At 64.5% G+C, this 14278-nt stretch carries 13 protein-coding genes; 10 read left to right on the top strand and 3 right to left on the bottom strand.

Features of this window, described 5'->3' with window-relative positions; all coding sequences use genetic code 11:
• The first annotated feature begins 1 nt into the window (after window position 1).
• From Q9451_RS21465 to Q9451_RS21440, 6 genes are all read left to right on the top strand, one after another.
• On the top strand, window positions 2–1006 hold the full coding sequence (locus Q9451_RS21465) for an iron ABC transporter permease (protein WP_012271467.1): 1005 nt from the start codon (window positions 2–4) through the stop codon (window positions 1004–1006).
• Window positions 1003–2046, top strand: coding sequence for an iron chelate uptake ABC transporter family permease subunit (locus tag Q9451_RS21460; RefSeq protein WP_123108947.1), 1044 nt, complete (start codon window positions 1003–1005; stop codon window positions 2044–2046). The genes Q9451_RS21465 and Q9451_RS21460 overlap by 4 nt, the downstream gene beginning before the upstream one ends.
• A 252-nt stretch (window positions 2047–2298) precedes the next feature.
• Complete coding sequence (locus Q9451_RS21455; protein WP_012271469.1) at window positions 2299–2781, top strand: formate dehydrogenase subunit gamma; 483 nt, start codon at window positions 2299–2301, stop codon at window positions 2779–2781.
• Window positions 2775–4334, top strand: a complete 1560-nt coding sequence (locus Q9451_RS21450) for a formate dehydrogenase beta subunit (RefSeq protein WP_012271470.1) — start codon at window positions 2775–2777, stop codon at window positions 4332–4334. Before Q9451_RS21455 ends, Q9451_RS21450 begins: the two co-directional genes overlap by 7 nt.
• Complete coding sequence (gene fdhF, locus Q9451_RS21445) at window positions 4331–7213, top strand: formate dehydrogenase subunit alpha (RefSeq protein WP_012271471.1); 2883 nt, start codon at window positions 4331–4333, stop codon at window positions 7211–7213. The genes Q9451_RS21450 and fdhF overlap by 4 nt, the downstream gene beginning before the upstream one ends.
• On the top strand, window positions 7210–7413 hold the full coding sequence (locus Q9451_RS21440) for a formate dehydrogenase subunit delta (RefSeq protein ID WP_012271472.1): 204 nt from the start codon (window positions 7210–7212) through the stop codon (window positions 7411–7413). The genes fdhF and Q9451_RS21440 overlap by 4 nt, the downstream gene beginning before the upstream one ends.
• A gap of 160 nt (window positions 7414–7573) precedes the next feature.
• Here Q9451_RS21440 and Q9451_RS21435 read toward each other — a convergent pair whose 3' ends face one another.
• Window positions 7574–8437 (bottom strand): universal stress protein, encoded by an 864-nt coding sequence (locus Q9451_RS21435; protein ID WP_012271473.1) that lies wholly within the window; start codon window positions 8435–8437, stop codon window positions 7574–7576.
• Window positions 8438–8589: 152 nt separating this feature from the next.
• On the opposite strand from Q9451_RS21435, the gene miaE reads away from it, so the two are divergent.
• The gene (gene miaE, locus Q9451_RS21430; protein ID WP_012271474.1) at window positions 8590–9207 is read left to right on the top strand and encodes a tRNA isopentenyl-2-thiomethyl-A-37 hydroxylase MiaE; all 618 of its coding nucleotides are present in this window, start codon (window positions 8590–8592) and stop codon (window positions 9205–9207) included.
• A 22-nt stretch (window positions 9208–9229) separates the two neighbouring features.
• On the opposite strand, the gene Q9451_RS21425 is transcribed toward miaE, so the two are convergent.
• The gene (locus tag Q9451_RS21425) at window positions 9230–9550 is read right to left on the bottom strand and encodes a DUF883 family protein (protein WP_012271475.1); all 321 of its coding nucleotides are present in this window, start codon (window positions 9548–9550) and stop codon (window positions 9230–9232) included.
• Between the two features lie 128 nt (window positions 9551–9678).
• Here Q9451_RS21425 and Q9451_RS21420 point away from each other — a divergent pair, with 128 nt between their 5' ends.
• Window positions 9679–9942 carry a hypothetical protein gene (locus tag Q9451_RS21420; RefSeq protein ID WP_012271476.1) on the top strand — a complete coding sequence of 88 codons (264 nt, stop codon included), beginning with the start codon at window positions 9679–9681 and terminating at the stop codon, window positions 9940–9942.
• Window positions 9943–9960: 18 nt separating this feature from the next.
• Here Q9451_RS21420 and Q9451_RS21415 read toward each other — a convergent pair whose 3' ends face one another.
• Window positions 9961–10443 (bottom strand): LEA type 2 family protein, encoded by a 483-nt coding sequence (locus Q9451_RS21415; RefSeq protein ID WP_012271477.1) that lies wholly within the window; start codon window positions 10441–10443, stop codon window positions 9961–9963.
• Between the two features lie 135 nt (window positions 10444–10578).
• Here Q9451_RS21415 and Q9451_RS21410 point away from each other — a divergent pair, with 135 nt between their 5' ends.
• Window positions 10579–11703, top strand: coding sequence for a sigma-70 family RNA polymerase sigma factor (locus Q9451_RS21410; RefSeq protein WP_012271478.1), 1125 nt, complete (start codon window positions 10579–10581; stop codon window positions 11701–11703).
• 147 nt (window positions 11704–11850) lie between these two features.
• The gene (locus Q9451_RS21405) at window positions 11851–14277 is read left to right on the top strand and encodes a TonB-dependent receptor (RefSeq protein ID WP_012271479.1); all 2427 of its coding nucleotides are present in this window, start codon (window positions 11851–11853) and stop codon (window positions 14275–14277) included.
• Window position 14278: the final 1 nt, after the last annotated feature.

Raw genomic sequence — 14278 nt, 5'->3', positions numbered from 1 at the left:
CATGGCTGGCCCGACTTTGCGCCCTGCGCTGCTGGCAGGGCTATTGCTGCTGTTCATGGCGGCGCTGGCGAGCCTGCTGATTGGCTCGCATCCGATTACCGTCGGCGTGGTATTCGACGCCCTCTACCAGCCCGACCTGCTGAACGATGAGCACCTCATCGTGCGTGAGTTACGCGTGCCACGCACGTTGGTGGCGCTGCTGGCTGGCCTCGCGCTGGGGGCAGCGGGTACTTTGATGCAGGCACTGACACGCAACCCGCTGGCCGAACCGGGGCTGCTGGGCGTGAATGCCGGCGCCGCGCTCGCGGTCATCCTAGGCGTAGCATTGTTTGGTCTGACCCAGGTCAGCCAGTACATCCCGCTGGCCTTTTTCGGCGCTGGCATCGCCGGAGTTGTCGTGTTTCTGCTTGGCCAGGCCGGCGCTGCCGACAGCAGCCCGGTGCGCCTGGTACTGGCCGGGGCAGGGCTGAGCATGCTGCTGGCCTCGCTCACGGCCATCCTCGTGCTCAACACCCCACCTCAGGTCTATGACCATTTCCGCAATTGGGCGGCCGGCTCGTTGGCCGGCAGCAGTACGGCTGCGCTGCCATTGCCGACCTTGGCGATCGCCTTGGGCCTGGCCCTGGCCGCCGCCTTGATGCCACAACTCAATGCCTTGGCGCTGGGTCGAGATCTGGGCCGGGCGTTGGGCGTGAATGTGCGCCTGACCTGGGCGCTGGCCTGCGTGGCGCTGATGTTGCTGGCCGGCAGTGCTACCGCCATTGCCGGGCCGATCGGTTTCGTCGGGTTGGTGGCGCCGCACCTGGCACGATCGCTGGTGGGGCCGGACTACCGGCGCATGCTGCCCTATGCCGCGCTGATCGCTGCGCTGTTGCTGCTGGGCGCCGACCTGCTGGGCCGCGTGCTGGCGGCACCCGCGGAGCTGGCCGCCGGGACCCTGGCGCTGTTGCTTGGTGGGCCGGCCTTTATCGTATTGATTGGCAGGTTTCGCCTATGTCAGCTGTGAATGGGTTGCGTGTGCTTCGATGCGGGCCCCTGAGCCTGCGTTTCAGTTTGCGGGCCGTGCTGGTCGGCAGTGCACTGTCGCTGTTGGTGATGGGCCTGGCGGTGTTGCTGCTGGGTACGGGTAGCCTGCCGATCCATGCAGGCCAGGTGTTGACCAGCCTGTTTGGGCAGGGTGACAACGAGATGGCCAGCCGCATTGTCATCCGCGTGCGTTTGCCGCGGGTACTCACGGCAATGCTGGTGGGCGCGGCGCTGGGCATGGCTGGGGCAATCTTCCAGTCGATCGCGCGCAATGCTCTGGGTTCGCCCGATGTCATTGGCTTTACCACAGGCGCTGCGAGTGGTGCCATCGTGCAAATCATCCTGTTCGATGCCGGCCCGTTGGCCACGGCGTTGGCCGCTGTTGCAGGCGGCATGCTTACCGCGTTGCTGGTGTTGCTGTTGGCGCGTCGCGGGCAGGGCGGCCAGGGTTACCGGCTGGTGCTGGTGGGTATAGGCATGGGCGCCACGCTGTCGGGCCTCAACCAGCTGCTGCTGGTCACCGGCGACCTCGACCAGGCACTGTTCGCCCAGCTGTGGCTGGCCGGTTCGCTCAACACTCGTACCTGGGCCCATGTGTTGCCTGCCACGCTGGGGTTGGCACTGATGGTACCGGTGGCCCTGCTGTACAAGCGTGAACTGGCACTGATGGAAATGGGCGATGGCATGGCTGGCCAGTTGGGCGTGGCGGTGGAGCGTTCGCGGTTGCGCCTGGTGCTTGCAGCGGTAGGGCTTACTGCCATTGCCACTGCCGCAGCCGGGCCGATTGCTTTCATCGCCCTGGCTGGCCCGCAATTGGCGCGGCGGCTTACGCGTACTGCGGGGGTGCCATTGCTGTGTGCCGCCTTGATGGGCGCGGCGCTGCTGCTGGTGGCCGATTGGCTGAGCCAACGCCTGGCGGCCACGGCGCAGTTGCCGGTGGGGTTGGTGACCGGAGTATTGGGTGGTTGCTACCTGCTGTGGCTGATTACGGCTCAGCGTCAAGGGTCTGGAGCAGGGTGAAGCCTGGCTGGCCGGCCTCCTGACCACAGGTCGGTTTCAGGATGCGCCTGGTCGCTCGCACGCAACCCCTCGACGCCACAAGTGCCATGCTTGCAGGATGCCCAGGGACCAGCGCGCGCAGATGTGCGGCCATGGGCAAGGAGGCCGCCAGTACCACGCAACCGTGACGTGGCCGGCGCGCCGCAGCAGAACACGCCGGACACCTGCCCTCACAATCATTCAGGCAGGGTCCGTGATGCCGAGGTCCGCTGTATGCCTGATGAATTGCTCCACCTGCCCGATATCCAGCGCATTCTGGCCCGCGACAAGGCCACCCCGGGGGCCCTGTTGCCGATCCTGCATGCCATCCAGCACGACATCGGTTACATCCCCGATGCGGCTGTCCCCGAAATCGCTCATGCCCTGAACCTTAGCCTGGCCGAGGTGCGCGGGGTGATCAGCTTCTACCACGATTTCCGCACCGCGCCGCCTGCTCGTCATACTCTGCGCCTGTGCCGCGCCGAGTCGTGTCAGAGCCGTGGCGCCGAGGCCCTGGCCGCGCAGCTGCGTGAACAGCTGGCACTGGACGATCATGGCACCAGCGCCGACGGCGCCATCAGCCTTCGGCCGGTGTATTGCCTGGGCGCCTGTGCCTGCTCGCCGGCGCTGGAGCTGGACGGCCAAGTGCACGCGCGCCTCACCCCCGAGCGCCTGCGCGCCCTGGTCAATGGTTGCCGGGAGGACGCTGCATGCTGACCCTGTACATTCCCTGCGATTCGGTCGCCCGTGCCGTGGGTGCCGATCAGGTCGTCGAGGCCTTGCAGCGCGAGGCCGAGCGCCGCCAGTTGCCTCTGGACATCCAACGCACCAGCTCACGCGGGTTGTACTGGCTGGAGCCGCTGATCGAGTGCGACAGTGCGCAAGGGCGCCAGGGCTTCGGCCCGGTTACCCCGCAGGACGTGCCGTCCCTGCTCGATGCCCTGGCCGGTGATCCTGGTGGCCACTCACTGGCACTGGGCGCGGTCGAAGAAATACCTTACCTCAAGACCCAGCAGCGCCTGTTGTTCGCCCGCGCCGGCATCACCCGCCCGTTGTCGCTGGATGACTACCGCGCCCACGGCGGTTTCGCAGGGCTGGAGGCAGCCGTGGCCCTGGACGGTGCCGACGTGGTCGCTGCGGTACTCGATTCCGGTCTGCGTGGCCGTGGTGGCGCGGCGTTCCCGGCCGGCATCAAGTGGCGCACCGTGCGTGACGCCGGTGCCGGGCAAAAATTCGTGGTGTGCAACGCCGACGAGGGTGACTCCGGCACCTTTGCCGACCGCATGCTGATGGAGGGCGACCCCTTCCTGCTGATCGAGGGCATGATCATTGCCGGCCTCGCCGTCGGGGCCGACAAGGGATACATCTATGTACGCTCGGAATATCCCGACGCTATCCGCTCGCTTGACCAGGCCTTCACCATTGCCCGTGATGCGGGGTACCTCGGCACTGACGTAGCCGGCAGTGGCCAGGCGTTCGACCTGGAAGTGCGAGTGGGCGCCGGCGCCTATATCTGCGGCGAAGAAACCGCGTTGCTCGAATCCATCGAAGGCAAGCGCGGCATCGTCCGCGCCAAGCCCCCACTGCCCGCGCTGCAAGGCCTGTTCGGCTTGCCGACGCTGGTGCACAACGTGCTTACCCTGGCTTCGGTGCCCATCATTCTGGCCAAGGGCGCGGCGTTCTATCGCGATTTCGGCATGGGCCGCTCGCTGGGCACCATGCCGTTCCAGCTGGCCGGTAACATCCGCCAGGGTGGCTTGGTGGAGCGTGCGTTCGGCCTGACCCTGCGCGAACTGGTGGACGGTTACGGCGGTGGCACGGCCAGTGGCCGGCCGCTGAAGGCCGCGCAGGTCGGGGGGCCGCTTGGTGCCTGGGTACCCCCCAGCCACTTCGACACGCCGCTGGACTATGAAGCCTTCGCCGCCATGGGCGCGATGCTCGGCCACGGCGGTGTAGTGGTGGCCGACGACACCCTGAACATGGCCAGCATGGCGCGTTTCGCCCTGCAGTTCTGCGCCGAGGAGTCCTGTGGCAAGTGCACCCCATGCCGCATCGGCTCGACGCGGGGCATGGAAGTGGTCGACCGGCTGATCGCCAGCAGCGACCTCGCTGAACGCCACGACCAGGCGCTGTTGCTGCGCGACCTGTGCGACACGATGCAGTACGGCTCGCTGTGCGCCATGGGGGGCATGACCGCTTACCCGGTGGCCAGTGCGCTCAAGTACTTCCCTGCCGATTTTGGGCTGACCACCACGGAGGCCGCGCAGTGATCAATTTCTTCGACCCCGCTTCTGATAAAAACAGCGACCTCGGCACCCCGGCCCGTGACAGCGACGTGCAGGTCAGCCTGAGCATCGACGGCCGCGCCATCAGTGTGCCCGCCGGCACCTCGGTGATGCGCGCCGCCGCGATGCTCGGCACCAGCATCCCCAAACTGTGCGCCACCGACAGCCTTGAAGCCTTCGGCTCGTGCCGCATGTGCATGGTGGAAATCGAAGGCATGCGCGGCTACCCGGCGTCCTGCACCACGCCGGTCAGCGAAGGCATGGTGGTACGTACCGAAACCCCGCGCCTGGCCGGCCTGCGCCGCAACGTGATGGAGCTGTACATTTCCGACCACCCGCTGGACTGTCTGACCTGCTCGGCCAACGGTAACTGCGAGCTGCAGACCGTGGCTGGCCAGGTGGGCCTGCGCGAGGTGCGCTATGGCTATGACGGCGCCAACCACCTGGCCGAGAAAAAGGACGTTTCCAACCCGTATTTCGACTACGAGCCGAGCAAGTGCATCGTTTGCAGCCGCTGCGTGCGCGCCTGCGAGGATATCCAGGGCACCTTTGCCCTGACCATTACCGGGCGTGGTTTTGAATCGCGGGTAGCGGCAGCGGGTGGTGATGACTTCCTCACTTCCGAGTGCGTGTCGTGCGGCGCCTGCGTGCAGGCCTGCCCGACTGCGACCCTGACGGAAAAGAGCCTGGTGCAACTTGGCCAGCCTGAGCGTTCGGTCATTACCACGTGCGCCTACTGCGGCGTTGGCTGTTCGTTCCGCGCCGAAATGAAGGGCGACCAGCTGGTGCGCATGGTCCCGGACAAGAACGGCGGCGCCAACCATGGCCACGCCTGCGTCAAAGGCCGCTTCGCCTGGGGTTATGCCACCCACCCGGACCGCATTACCAAGCCGATGATTCGCAAGCGCCTGGAAGACCCGTGGCAGGAAGTGAGCTGGGACGAGGCGGTGACCTATGCCGCCAGCGAGTTCCGCCGCATCCAGCTCAAGTACGGGCGCGACGCCATTGGCGGCATCACCTCCAGCCGCTGCACCAACGAAGAAGCCTACCTGGTGCAGAAATTGGTGCGCACGGCATTCGGCAACAACAACGTCGATACCTGCGCGCGGGTGTGCCATTCGCCCACTGGCTATGGCCTGAAGCAGACCCTGGGTGAATCGGCGGGCACGCAAAGCTTCGATTCGGTGATGCAGGCCGACGTGGTGCTGGTGATCGGCGCCAACCCCACCGATGCTCACCCGGTGTTTGGTTCGCAACTCAAGCGTCGCTTACGCCAGGGGGCTCGGCTGATCGTGATCGACCCACGGCGTATCGACCTGGTCGACTCGCCGCACGCCCGTGCCGAGCTGCATCTGCAACTGCGCCCAGGCACCAACGTGGCCATGCTCAACGCCCTGGCCCACGTGATAGTCACCGAGGGCCTGCTGGCTCAACGCTTCATCGATGCCCGCTGCGAAACCGAAGACTTCGCCCGCTGGCGCGACTTCGTCAGCCTGGCAGACAACGCCCCCGAGGTGCTCGGCCCGGTCTGTGGTGTGCCTGCCGAGCAGATCCGCGCCGCTGCGCGGTTGTATGCCACCGGCGGCAACGCAGCCATCTATTACGGCTTGGGCGTGACCGAGCACAGCCAGGGTAGTACTGCGGTGATGGGCATCGCCAACCTGGCCATGGCCACCGGCAATATCGGCCGCGAGGGGGTAGGGGTGAACCCGTTGCGCGGGCAGAACAACGTGCAGGGTTCGTGCGACATGGGTTCGTTCCCCCACGAGCTGCCCGGCTACCGGCATATCTCCAACGAGGGCGTGCGCGCCGAGTTCGAACGAGCCTGGGGCGTGACCCTGCAGCCCGACCCTGGTCTGCGCATTCCCAACATGTTCGAGGCTGCGTTGGACGGCAGCTTCAAAGCGTTGTACTGCCAGGGTGAGGACATCGCCCAGAGCGACCCTAACACCCAGCACGTCACGGCAGCCTTGCACGCCATGGAGTGCGTGGTGGTGCAGGATATTTTCCTCAACGAAACCGCCAAGTTCGCCCATGTTTTCCTGCCGGGCAGTTCATTCCTGGAAAAGGACGGCACTTTCACCAATGCCGAGCGGCGCATTTCGCGGGTGCGCAAGGTCATGGAGCCGCTGGCCGGCAAGGCCGACTGGGAAGCCACCGTGGCCCTGGCCAACGCCCTGGGCTACCCGATGAACTACCGCCACCCGTCCGAGATCATGGACGAGATCGCTCGCCTGACGCCGACCTTCCGCCGGGTAAGCTACGCCGAGATCGACCGCCATGGCAGCTTGCAATGGCCATGCAACGATGCTGCACCCGATGGCACACCGACCATGCACATCGACCAGTTCGTGCGTGGCAAGGGCCGCTTCATGCTTACCGGCTACGTGCCCACCGACGAAAAGGTCAACAACCGCTATCCGCTGCTGCTGACCACCGGGCGCATCCTCAGCCAGTACAACGTCGGGGCTCAGACCCGACGTACCGGCAACGTCGCCTGGCATGATGCCGACCGTTTGGAGATCCACCCGACCGACGCCGAAAGCCGTGGCATTCAGGACGGTGACTGGGTGGGAATCGGCAGCCGCGCCGGGCAGACCGTGCTGCGTGCCAAGGTCAGCGCACGGGTGGCGCCGGGCGTGGTGTACACCACGTTCCACTTCCCTGAATCGGGGGCGAACGTGATCACCACCGACAACTCCGACTGGGCCACCAACTGCCCCGAGTACAAGGTGACGGCTGTGGAAGTGGTGAAAGTGTTCCAGCCATCACAATGGCAAAAGCGCTACCAGGACTTCAGTGATGAACAGCGGCGGCTGCTGATAGAGCGCCGCACAGCGGAAAAAGCCGAGGTGCGCCGATGAGCAGTGACAACCTGGTCAAGATGGCCAACCAGATTGCCCATTACTTCGACAGTGAGCCAAACCGGGCGTTGGCGGTGCAGGGGGTGCGGCAGCATTTGCAAAGCTTCTGGACGCCGGCCATGCGCCGGCAACTGGCGGAGTGGATCGAGGCCAACGCAGGGGAGGGCCTGGACCCGAAGGTGCGCGAGGCGATGGCCTAGCGGGCCTGCGCGGTCCCTGTAGGAGCGGCCTTGTGTCGCGAAAGGGCCGCGAAGCGGCCCCAGATTTCAGCTTTGATGCATAAATTTCTGGGGCCGCCTTGCGGCCCTTTCGCGACACAAGGCCGCTCCTACAGGGACCGCGCCAATCGTGGCAATTGCGTCAGCCGCGGGCCAGTTCGGCCTGGTGGGCGATGGCTTCTTCGCTCTTGAGCACCAGCACATCGCCCTCCAGTTCATCCAGCACCACCTCCGAAGTATTGCCAATCAACGCCCCGGAAATCCCCGTGCGGCATACGGTGCCGATCACCGTCACCACCGCATCAAGCTTCTTCTCGGTAAACGGGATCAGCACATCCGCCGGCCCTTCAGCCACATGCAGGCAGTCTTCGCTGATGCCGTATTCGGCCTGGAACGCCTTGCAGGCTTCGCGGTAGCGGTTTTCGATGGTCTCGCTCAACTGGTACGTCGGGTCCGAGGCCGACAGCATTGGCGACGGGTGGGCACTGATGACATGCAGTTCGCCCTTGGCCAGCCCGGCGATGGCATAGCCATGGTCGATGATGCTGGCATGCAGGCGGCGGTGGTCCTCGTCCTGGTTGCCCACGTCCACTGCAGCCAGGATCTTGCCCCCGGTCCACGGCCGTTCGCTCTTGACCATCAGCACAGCGCACGGGCACTGGCGCAGCAGCTTCCAGTCGCTGGGGGTGAGCAGGGCCTTCTTCAGCGGGTTGTCCGGGCGGTGCTCCTTGATCACCAGCTCGCAGCCCTCGGCCTGCTGCACATAGATGATGGTGTCGTGCAGGTTGTCGCGCCAGGCCTCTTCGTGGGTGATGTTGTCGTACCCGTCATCATGCAACTGGCTGCTCAACAGGCTCAGTAGTGCACTGTGATCATGCCGTTTGTCGCACATCAGCAGGTGCAGGCGTGCGCCAGTGACGCCAGCGATCAGCTTGGCCCGGGTCAGCGCCCGGCTGTGGGCGTGCTCAGGGTCGAGGACGACGAGGATGCTGCGGACGGCTTGCATGGGCGTGAACTCCCTCAAAGGTGGCGACCAATGCCTGACTATAGTCGGCGCTTCCCCCGCTGGCGCTTGATATACGTCAAGCATAGTCACTGGCGCCACCCGCCGCCGTCGGTATAATCGCCGCCTCTGCCTGTTCCTGTGGTTGCACGTTTATGTCCCTGATCCCCGAAATCGACGCTTTTCTTGGTTGCCCGACGCCAGATGCCTGGATCGAAGCGGCGCTCGCCGACCAGGAAACCCTGCTGATCGACCACAAGAACTGCGAGTTCAAGGCCGCCAGCACGGCCTTGAGCCTGATGGCCAAATACAACACGCACCTTGATCTGATCAACATGATGTCGCGCCTGGCCCGCGAGGAGTTGGTGCACCATGAGCAGGTGCTGCGCCTGATGAAGCGCCGTGGTGTGCCGCTGCGCCCGGTGTCGGCGGGGCGCTATGCGTCGGGGCTGCGCCGCCTGGTGCGTGCCCACGAGCCAGTGAAACTGGTGGATACGCTGGTGGTGGGGGCGTTCATCGAGGCGCGCAGCTGTGAGCGCTTCGCTGCGCTGGTGCCGCACCTGGATGAAGAACTGGGCCGCTTCTACCACGGTTTGTTGAAAAGTGAAGCGCGCCACTACCAGGGCTACCTGAAACTGGCGCACAACTACGGCGATGAGGCGGACATCGCCCGCCGCGTGGAACTGGTGCGCGCTGCGGAAATGGAACTGATCCAGTCACCGGACCAGGAACTGCGCTTCCACAGCGGTATACCGCAGGCACTAGCCGCCTGAGTCGCAGCAGGCGGCGCAGGTCCTAGTCGCGCCGGCCCAGCAACAGGCCGATCACCAGGCCGAGGCCGGCGGAAATGGCCACGGTCTGCCAGGGGTGGCCGCCAATATAATCCTGAGTGGCGTCCACCACCGGTTGCGCCTTGTCCCGCACATTGCCTGCGGCCTGGCGCGCCTGTTTCAGTTTGAGGCTGACCTGCGCCCGCAGGGTTTCTGCTTCTTCGCCCACCAGGGCGGCACTGTCGTTCAGCAGTTTTTCCGATTCTTCGATCAGCGATTGCAGTTCGCTGAATACCTGGTCCTTGATCTGATCGCTGTCCGCCAGCGTGGCGTTTTTCCGGGCCATGAACTCGTCCTCGTCGATGGGGGGTGTGAACAATGGATACCGCCACGTCGGGAAAGTTGCGGCGGCTTTCCGATGTTGCGTTGCCTGGGTGTAAGATAGCGGCCATTTTCAAACCTGCAGGTACCTTCATGAGTTTCAATCTGGCCAACATGAGCTTCGAGGAACGGGCGCAGATCGAGGCAGAGAAGGCTCGGCTGTTCGAGATGTGGCAGAACAACCTGGGCAAGGCCAAGGGCGATGCGGCCCGGCTGATTGCCGAAAAGCCACGGCGCAAGGGCAAGTGGGCCGAGTGGGTACGCGCCGAACTGGACGCCATGACGCCGCCCGAGTACGCCAGCATGGTGCGCAGCGAAGTCAACAAGCTGATGGCCGCGGCCAGCGCCAACCGCTGAGCACACCCCACCGGGCGTTTACCAGTAAGCGCCCTTGGGCAGGTCCAGCTTGCCCTCGTCGGTAAAGCGCACGGTGCCCAGCGGCCCGCCGGCCAGCTTGCCGCGCAGCGTGTAGGGCAAACCCTGCAGCGACTCTACCTTGCCCAGCCCATAGGCCTGGCGCAGGAAGGAAAACGCCGTGATGCTGACGGGCACCACGATTACCGCTTCGTCATATCGGCCAATATGGCCCTGCTGGTCGCTGACCCCGGCCGCTAGCGGCTGGCCGTTGACTTCCAGGTTGATGGCGACACCGTTGTAATCGATCGGCGCCTCGTTGGGGTTCTGTACCCGCATTTTCACCGCCATGCGCAGCTCCAGCTCCTGGCCGGGCAGTGGCTCGATGCCGATCACGCTGATGTTGACCGGGTCGCGTGGCTGGAACAGGGCGCAGGCACCTAGGCCATACGCCATCAGCAGGACGAGAAACAGGCGGATACAGTGGTGCAGGCGGGCAGTCATTGAGGGCGACCTTGCCAAAGTGAGCGAACGGTGAGTGTGGCAAATGCGCGTCGGCGTTGAAAGTATCCTTGCAGATGAAAGATACTGTTTCTCATTAACGTCCGATAACTCATCTTACTGGCAGTTTCCAAACCCATGCTGACGTCACCCGTGTCGGGCCTGCTGGCGACTTTCCAGGAGCACTACGACGACCTGTTGCAGTTCCTGACCCGGCGCATGAGCGACCGCCAGCGCGCCGCCGACGTGGCGCAGGAAACCTATCTGAAACTGGTGAACATCGACGAGCAGGCGGTGCCGGTGTTGCATGCGCGCAGTTTCATCTTTCGCGTGGCCGGCAACCTGGCAATCGATGCCTTGCGCCGCGAGAAGCGCATCGCCGCCAGCCACGACGACAGTGACGGCGCCTGTGAGGTGGCCTGCCCGGCACCGGCGCCCGAGGCGGCATTGCTGGCCCGCGAGCGCCTGCGGATTCTTGACCAGGCGCTGTTGCAACTGCCCGACAACGCCCGCCGGGCGCTGTTGCTCAACCGCGTCGAAGGCCTGACCCAGAAGCAGATCGCTCAACGCCTGGGCGTTTCCGAGAGCATGGTGGCGAAGTACATCGGCCAGGCGCTGCGCCATTGCCGCGGTTGGCTTAAGCAGGCGGGTGTGGCGGCGTCCGTGGTGGTGCTGGTCGCCGCCGTGGCGGGTTGGCGGCAGGCGCCGATGCTGCTGGCGGATTACCACACTGCTGTCGGCGAGCGGCAGATCATTACGTTGGCTGATGGCACGCGGGTGACGCTGAACAGCGCCAGTGCCATGAGCGTCGTTTTCAGTGAGCATGAGCGGCGTGTGGTGCTTGATGCCGGTGAAGCATTGTTCGAGACCGCTGCTGATTCACGGCCGTTTGTGGTCGATACCGCCGGTGAGCGGGTGCAGGGCACTGCCGCGACCTTCAGCGTGCGCCGCGATGGCCACGTGGTGTTGGCGCACGGTGAGGCCAAGGTAGGTCAACGCGAACTGGCGGTAGCGGCCGATGCCGGCATGCAAATGGCCTGGCAGCGCGGCAAGCTGATCTTCAACGGCAAGCCGCTGGGGCAGGTACTGGAGGAGCTTGAGCGATACCGCCATGGGCGCATTGTGCTGTCCGACAGCAAGCTGGCGGCGATGGAGGTGAGCGGGGTATTTGATCTGGATGAGCCTGAGGCCCTGTTGCGGACGCTTGAGCAGCGATATGGCCTGAAGGTTACCTACCTGCCGTGGTTGGCCGTGGTGTATTGATCGGCCTGCAGCGATCTCGTCGCAGTACAGAAATAAAAATATTTTCCATTTGGCACTGCAAGTTCGTGCAAGCCAGATCGTCGTAGTGGGACTGATCAGCAACCCATTCTCATTTACGACTTGTCAGGAAGCTCATACGTGCCTCTGATGCTCAAGCCCTTGCACCGCCGTCGCGGTTCTCTTCACCACGCCCTGATGTCCTGCAGTGCCCTGGCCATGCTGGTCGGTCCGCTGCATGTGTGGGCCGCGACGACCACCGAACAGACCCAGATGCAGGCTCGCCAGGTTCAGCTCGACGTGCCAGCCCAACCGTTGGGCCAGGCCCTGACCACTTTCGCCGACCAGGCTGGCCTGCACCTGTTGTTCACCACGGGTGATGTCGCAGATCAGGCCAGCCCGGCGTTGCAGGGCAGCTACAGTGTCGAGCAGGCCCTGCAGCAGCTGCTGGCCGGCAGCGGCATGAGCTGGCAGTTCAGCGATGCCCGTACGGTCACCCTGCGTAAAACCGAGGCCGCGCCGCAGGCGGTCAACCTCAAGCCGATCGAAGTCAGCGTGGCCTCGCGCACCAGCACCGCAATCAGCGAAATCCCCGGCACCGTCTGGGTGGTCGAGCAGCAGCAGTTGCGCGAGCAGATCGACAGCGGTGTCAGCCTGAAGGAAGCCATCGGCAAGCTGGTGCCGGGCCTCGACCTGGCGCCGGAAGGGCGCACCAACTACGGCCAGAACATGCGCGGGCGCAACGTGCTGGTGATGATCGACGGGGTCAGCCAGAACAGCTCGCGCGGCCTGTCGCGCCAGTTCGACAGCATTTCGCCGTTCAACGTCGAGCGCGTCGAAGTGTTGTCGGGTGCCAGCGCCATCTACGGCGGTGGCGCCACCGGCGGCATCATCAACATCGTGACCAAGAAGGGCGAGCCCGGCCCGGCGCGGTTCGAGACCCAGCTGGGCGCCAGCAGCGGCTTCAACAACAGCGACGACCTGGCCACTCGCTTCGCCCAGTCGATCAGCGGCGGCAACGAGCGGGTCAATGCCCGGCTGGGTATCTCCGGTGAGCAGAACGAAGCCTTTTACGATGGTGCAGGCGACCAGATCTTCATCGACAACACCCAGACCGACCTGCAGTACAACCGCACCATCGATGTGCTCGGTACCTTGGGCCTGCAGTTGAACGACCAGCAGAGCCTCGACCTGTTGGCCCAGTACTACGACTCGGGCAACCACGGCAGCACGGGTATCTACTTCCCCAACCTCAACTACAACGCGCCGTCAGACCTGGAAGACGCCGAGCTGCGCAGCGGTTATTCGTCGGACCTGGAGCCGCGTACCCGACGCTTGTTGCTGAACGCCAATTACCACCACAACGACGTGCTGGGCCAGGATTTCTACCTGCAAGCCTCGTACCGCAAGGAAGACGACAACTTCTACCCGTTCCCGTACTACAACCGTGCCACGCCCACCGGTTCGCGCGGGGTGTACTTTGCTGCCTCGCAGCAGAACTTCGAGGTCACCAGCCTCAAGGGGCTGTTCGCCAAGCAATGGGCCACGCTGAAGCTGACCTACGGCGTCGACCTGGACCGCGAGCGGTTCAACGCCGAGCAGACCACCTTCAATGCCCTGACTTCGTCCGAGTCGGGCGGCCTGGAGATGGAAAAGGACAGCAAGGCGGCGCGTTACCCCAGCTATCGGGTCGATGGTGTGTCGGTGTATGCCCAGCTGGACTGGCACGCCACCGACAACCTGACGTTCTCGGGCGGCGCTCGTCGCCAGCAGATGGACGTGGATGTCAGCGACTTCAAGGGCGTACCGGGCGGCAGCAACGACTACCAGGTGAACCTGTTCAACGTCGGTGCCATCTACGATTTCAAGAACGGCCACCAGGTGTGGACCAACTACGGCGAAGGCTTCGACCTGCCGGACCCAGCCAAGTACTACGGCAAGCCGGGCCTGAGCGTGGCCGACAACCCGCTGGCTGGCATCAAGAGCCGCCAGGTGGAGCTGGGCTGGCGCTATGCCGACCTGGACTGGGATGCCCAGGCAGCGCTGTACTACATCTGGTCGGACAAGATCATCAACGTCGATTCGCAAACGCTGACCATCAACGTGGAAGAGCAGAAGAGCCGCGACTTTGGCTTTGAAGGTGCGCTGACCCGGCACTTCCAGGCCGGTTGGGAAACCGGCGGCACCTTGCACCTGACCCGCTCCGAAGAAGAGGCTGCAGACGGTGGCTGGATCAAGCGTGATGCCCGCTATGCTTCGCTGTCCAAGGCCACCGCGTTCGTCGGCTGGAAGGGCGATGGCCGCAGCGCGCGGTTGCAGGCCAACCATGCTCTCAGCCTGAAGGACGATGCCGACCATGAGATCGACGGCTACACCACCTTCGACTTGCTTGGCAGCCAGGACACCGGTTTCGGTACCTTCAGTGCCGGCATCCAGAACCTGCTGGACAAGCAGTACAGCACGGTCTGGGGGCAGCGTGCGACGCTGTTCTATTCACCGACCTACGGGCCAGCGTACCTGTATGACTACCAAGGGCGTGGGCGCACCTACACGCTGACCTGGAGCATGGCTTACTGAG

The sequence above is a fragment of the Pseudomonas sp. NY8896 genome (genome assembly GCF_039634505.1).
The sequence above is the reverse complement of the archived record's forward strand: the minus strand, read 5'-3'. Positions and strand labels throughout refer to the sequence as shown.

Bases quoted from the DNA above. Each gene is read 5' to 3' on its own strand.
- Q9451_RS21465 (WP_012271467.1), top strand. From the start codon at position 2: ATGGCTGGCCCGACTTTGCGCCCTGCGCTGCTGGCAGGGCTATTGCTG.
- Q9451_RS21455 (WP_012271469.1), top strand. From the start codon at position 2,299: ATGCCTGATGAATTGCTCCACCTGCCCGATATCCAGCGCATTCTGGCC.
- Q9451_RS21450 (WP_012271470.1), top strand. From the start codon at position 2,775: ATGCTGACCCTGTACATTCCCTGCGATTCGGTCGCCCGTGCCGTGGGT.
- Q9451_RS21440 (WP_012271472.1), top strand. From the start codon at position 7,210: ATGAGCAGTGACAACCTGGTCAAGATGGCCAACCAGATTGCCCATTAC.
- Q9451_RS21435 (WP_012271473.1), bottom strand. From the start codon at position 8,437: ATGCAAGCCGTCCGCAGCATCCTCGTCGTCCTCGACCCTGAGCACGCC.
- miaE (WP_012271474.1), top strand. From the start codon at position 8,590: ATGTCCCTGATCCCCGAAATCGACGCTTTTCTTGGTTGCCCGACGCCA.
- Q9451_RS21425 (WP_012271475.1), bottom strand. From the start codon at position 9,550: ATGGCCCGGAAAAACGCCACGCTGGCGGACAGCGATCAGATCAAGGAC.
- Q9451_RS21420 (WP_012271476.1), top strand. From the start codon at position 9,679: ATGAGTTTCAATCTGGCCAACATGAGCTTCGAGGAACGGGCGCAGATC.
- Q9451_RS21415 (WP_012271477.1), bottom strand. From the start codon at position 10,443: ATGACTGCCCGCCTGCACCACTGTATCCGCCTGTTTCTCGTCCTGCTG.
- Q9451_RS21410 (WP_012271478.1), top strand. From the start codon at position 10,579: ATGCTGACGTCACCCGTGTCGGGCCTGCTGGCGACTTTCCAGGAGCAC.
- Q9451_RS21405 (WP_012271479.1), top strand. From the start codon at position 11,851: ATGCTCAAGCCCTTGCACCGCCGTCGCGGTTCTCTTCACCACGCCCTG.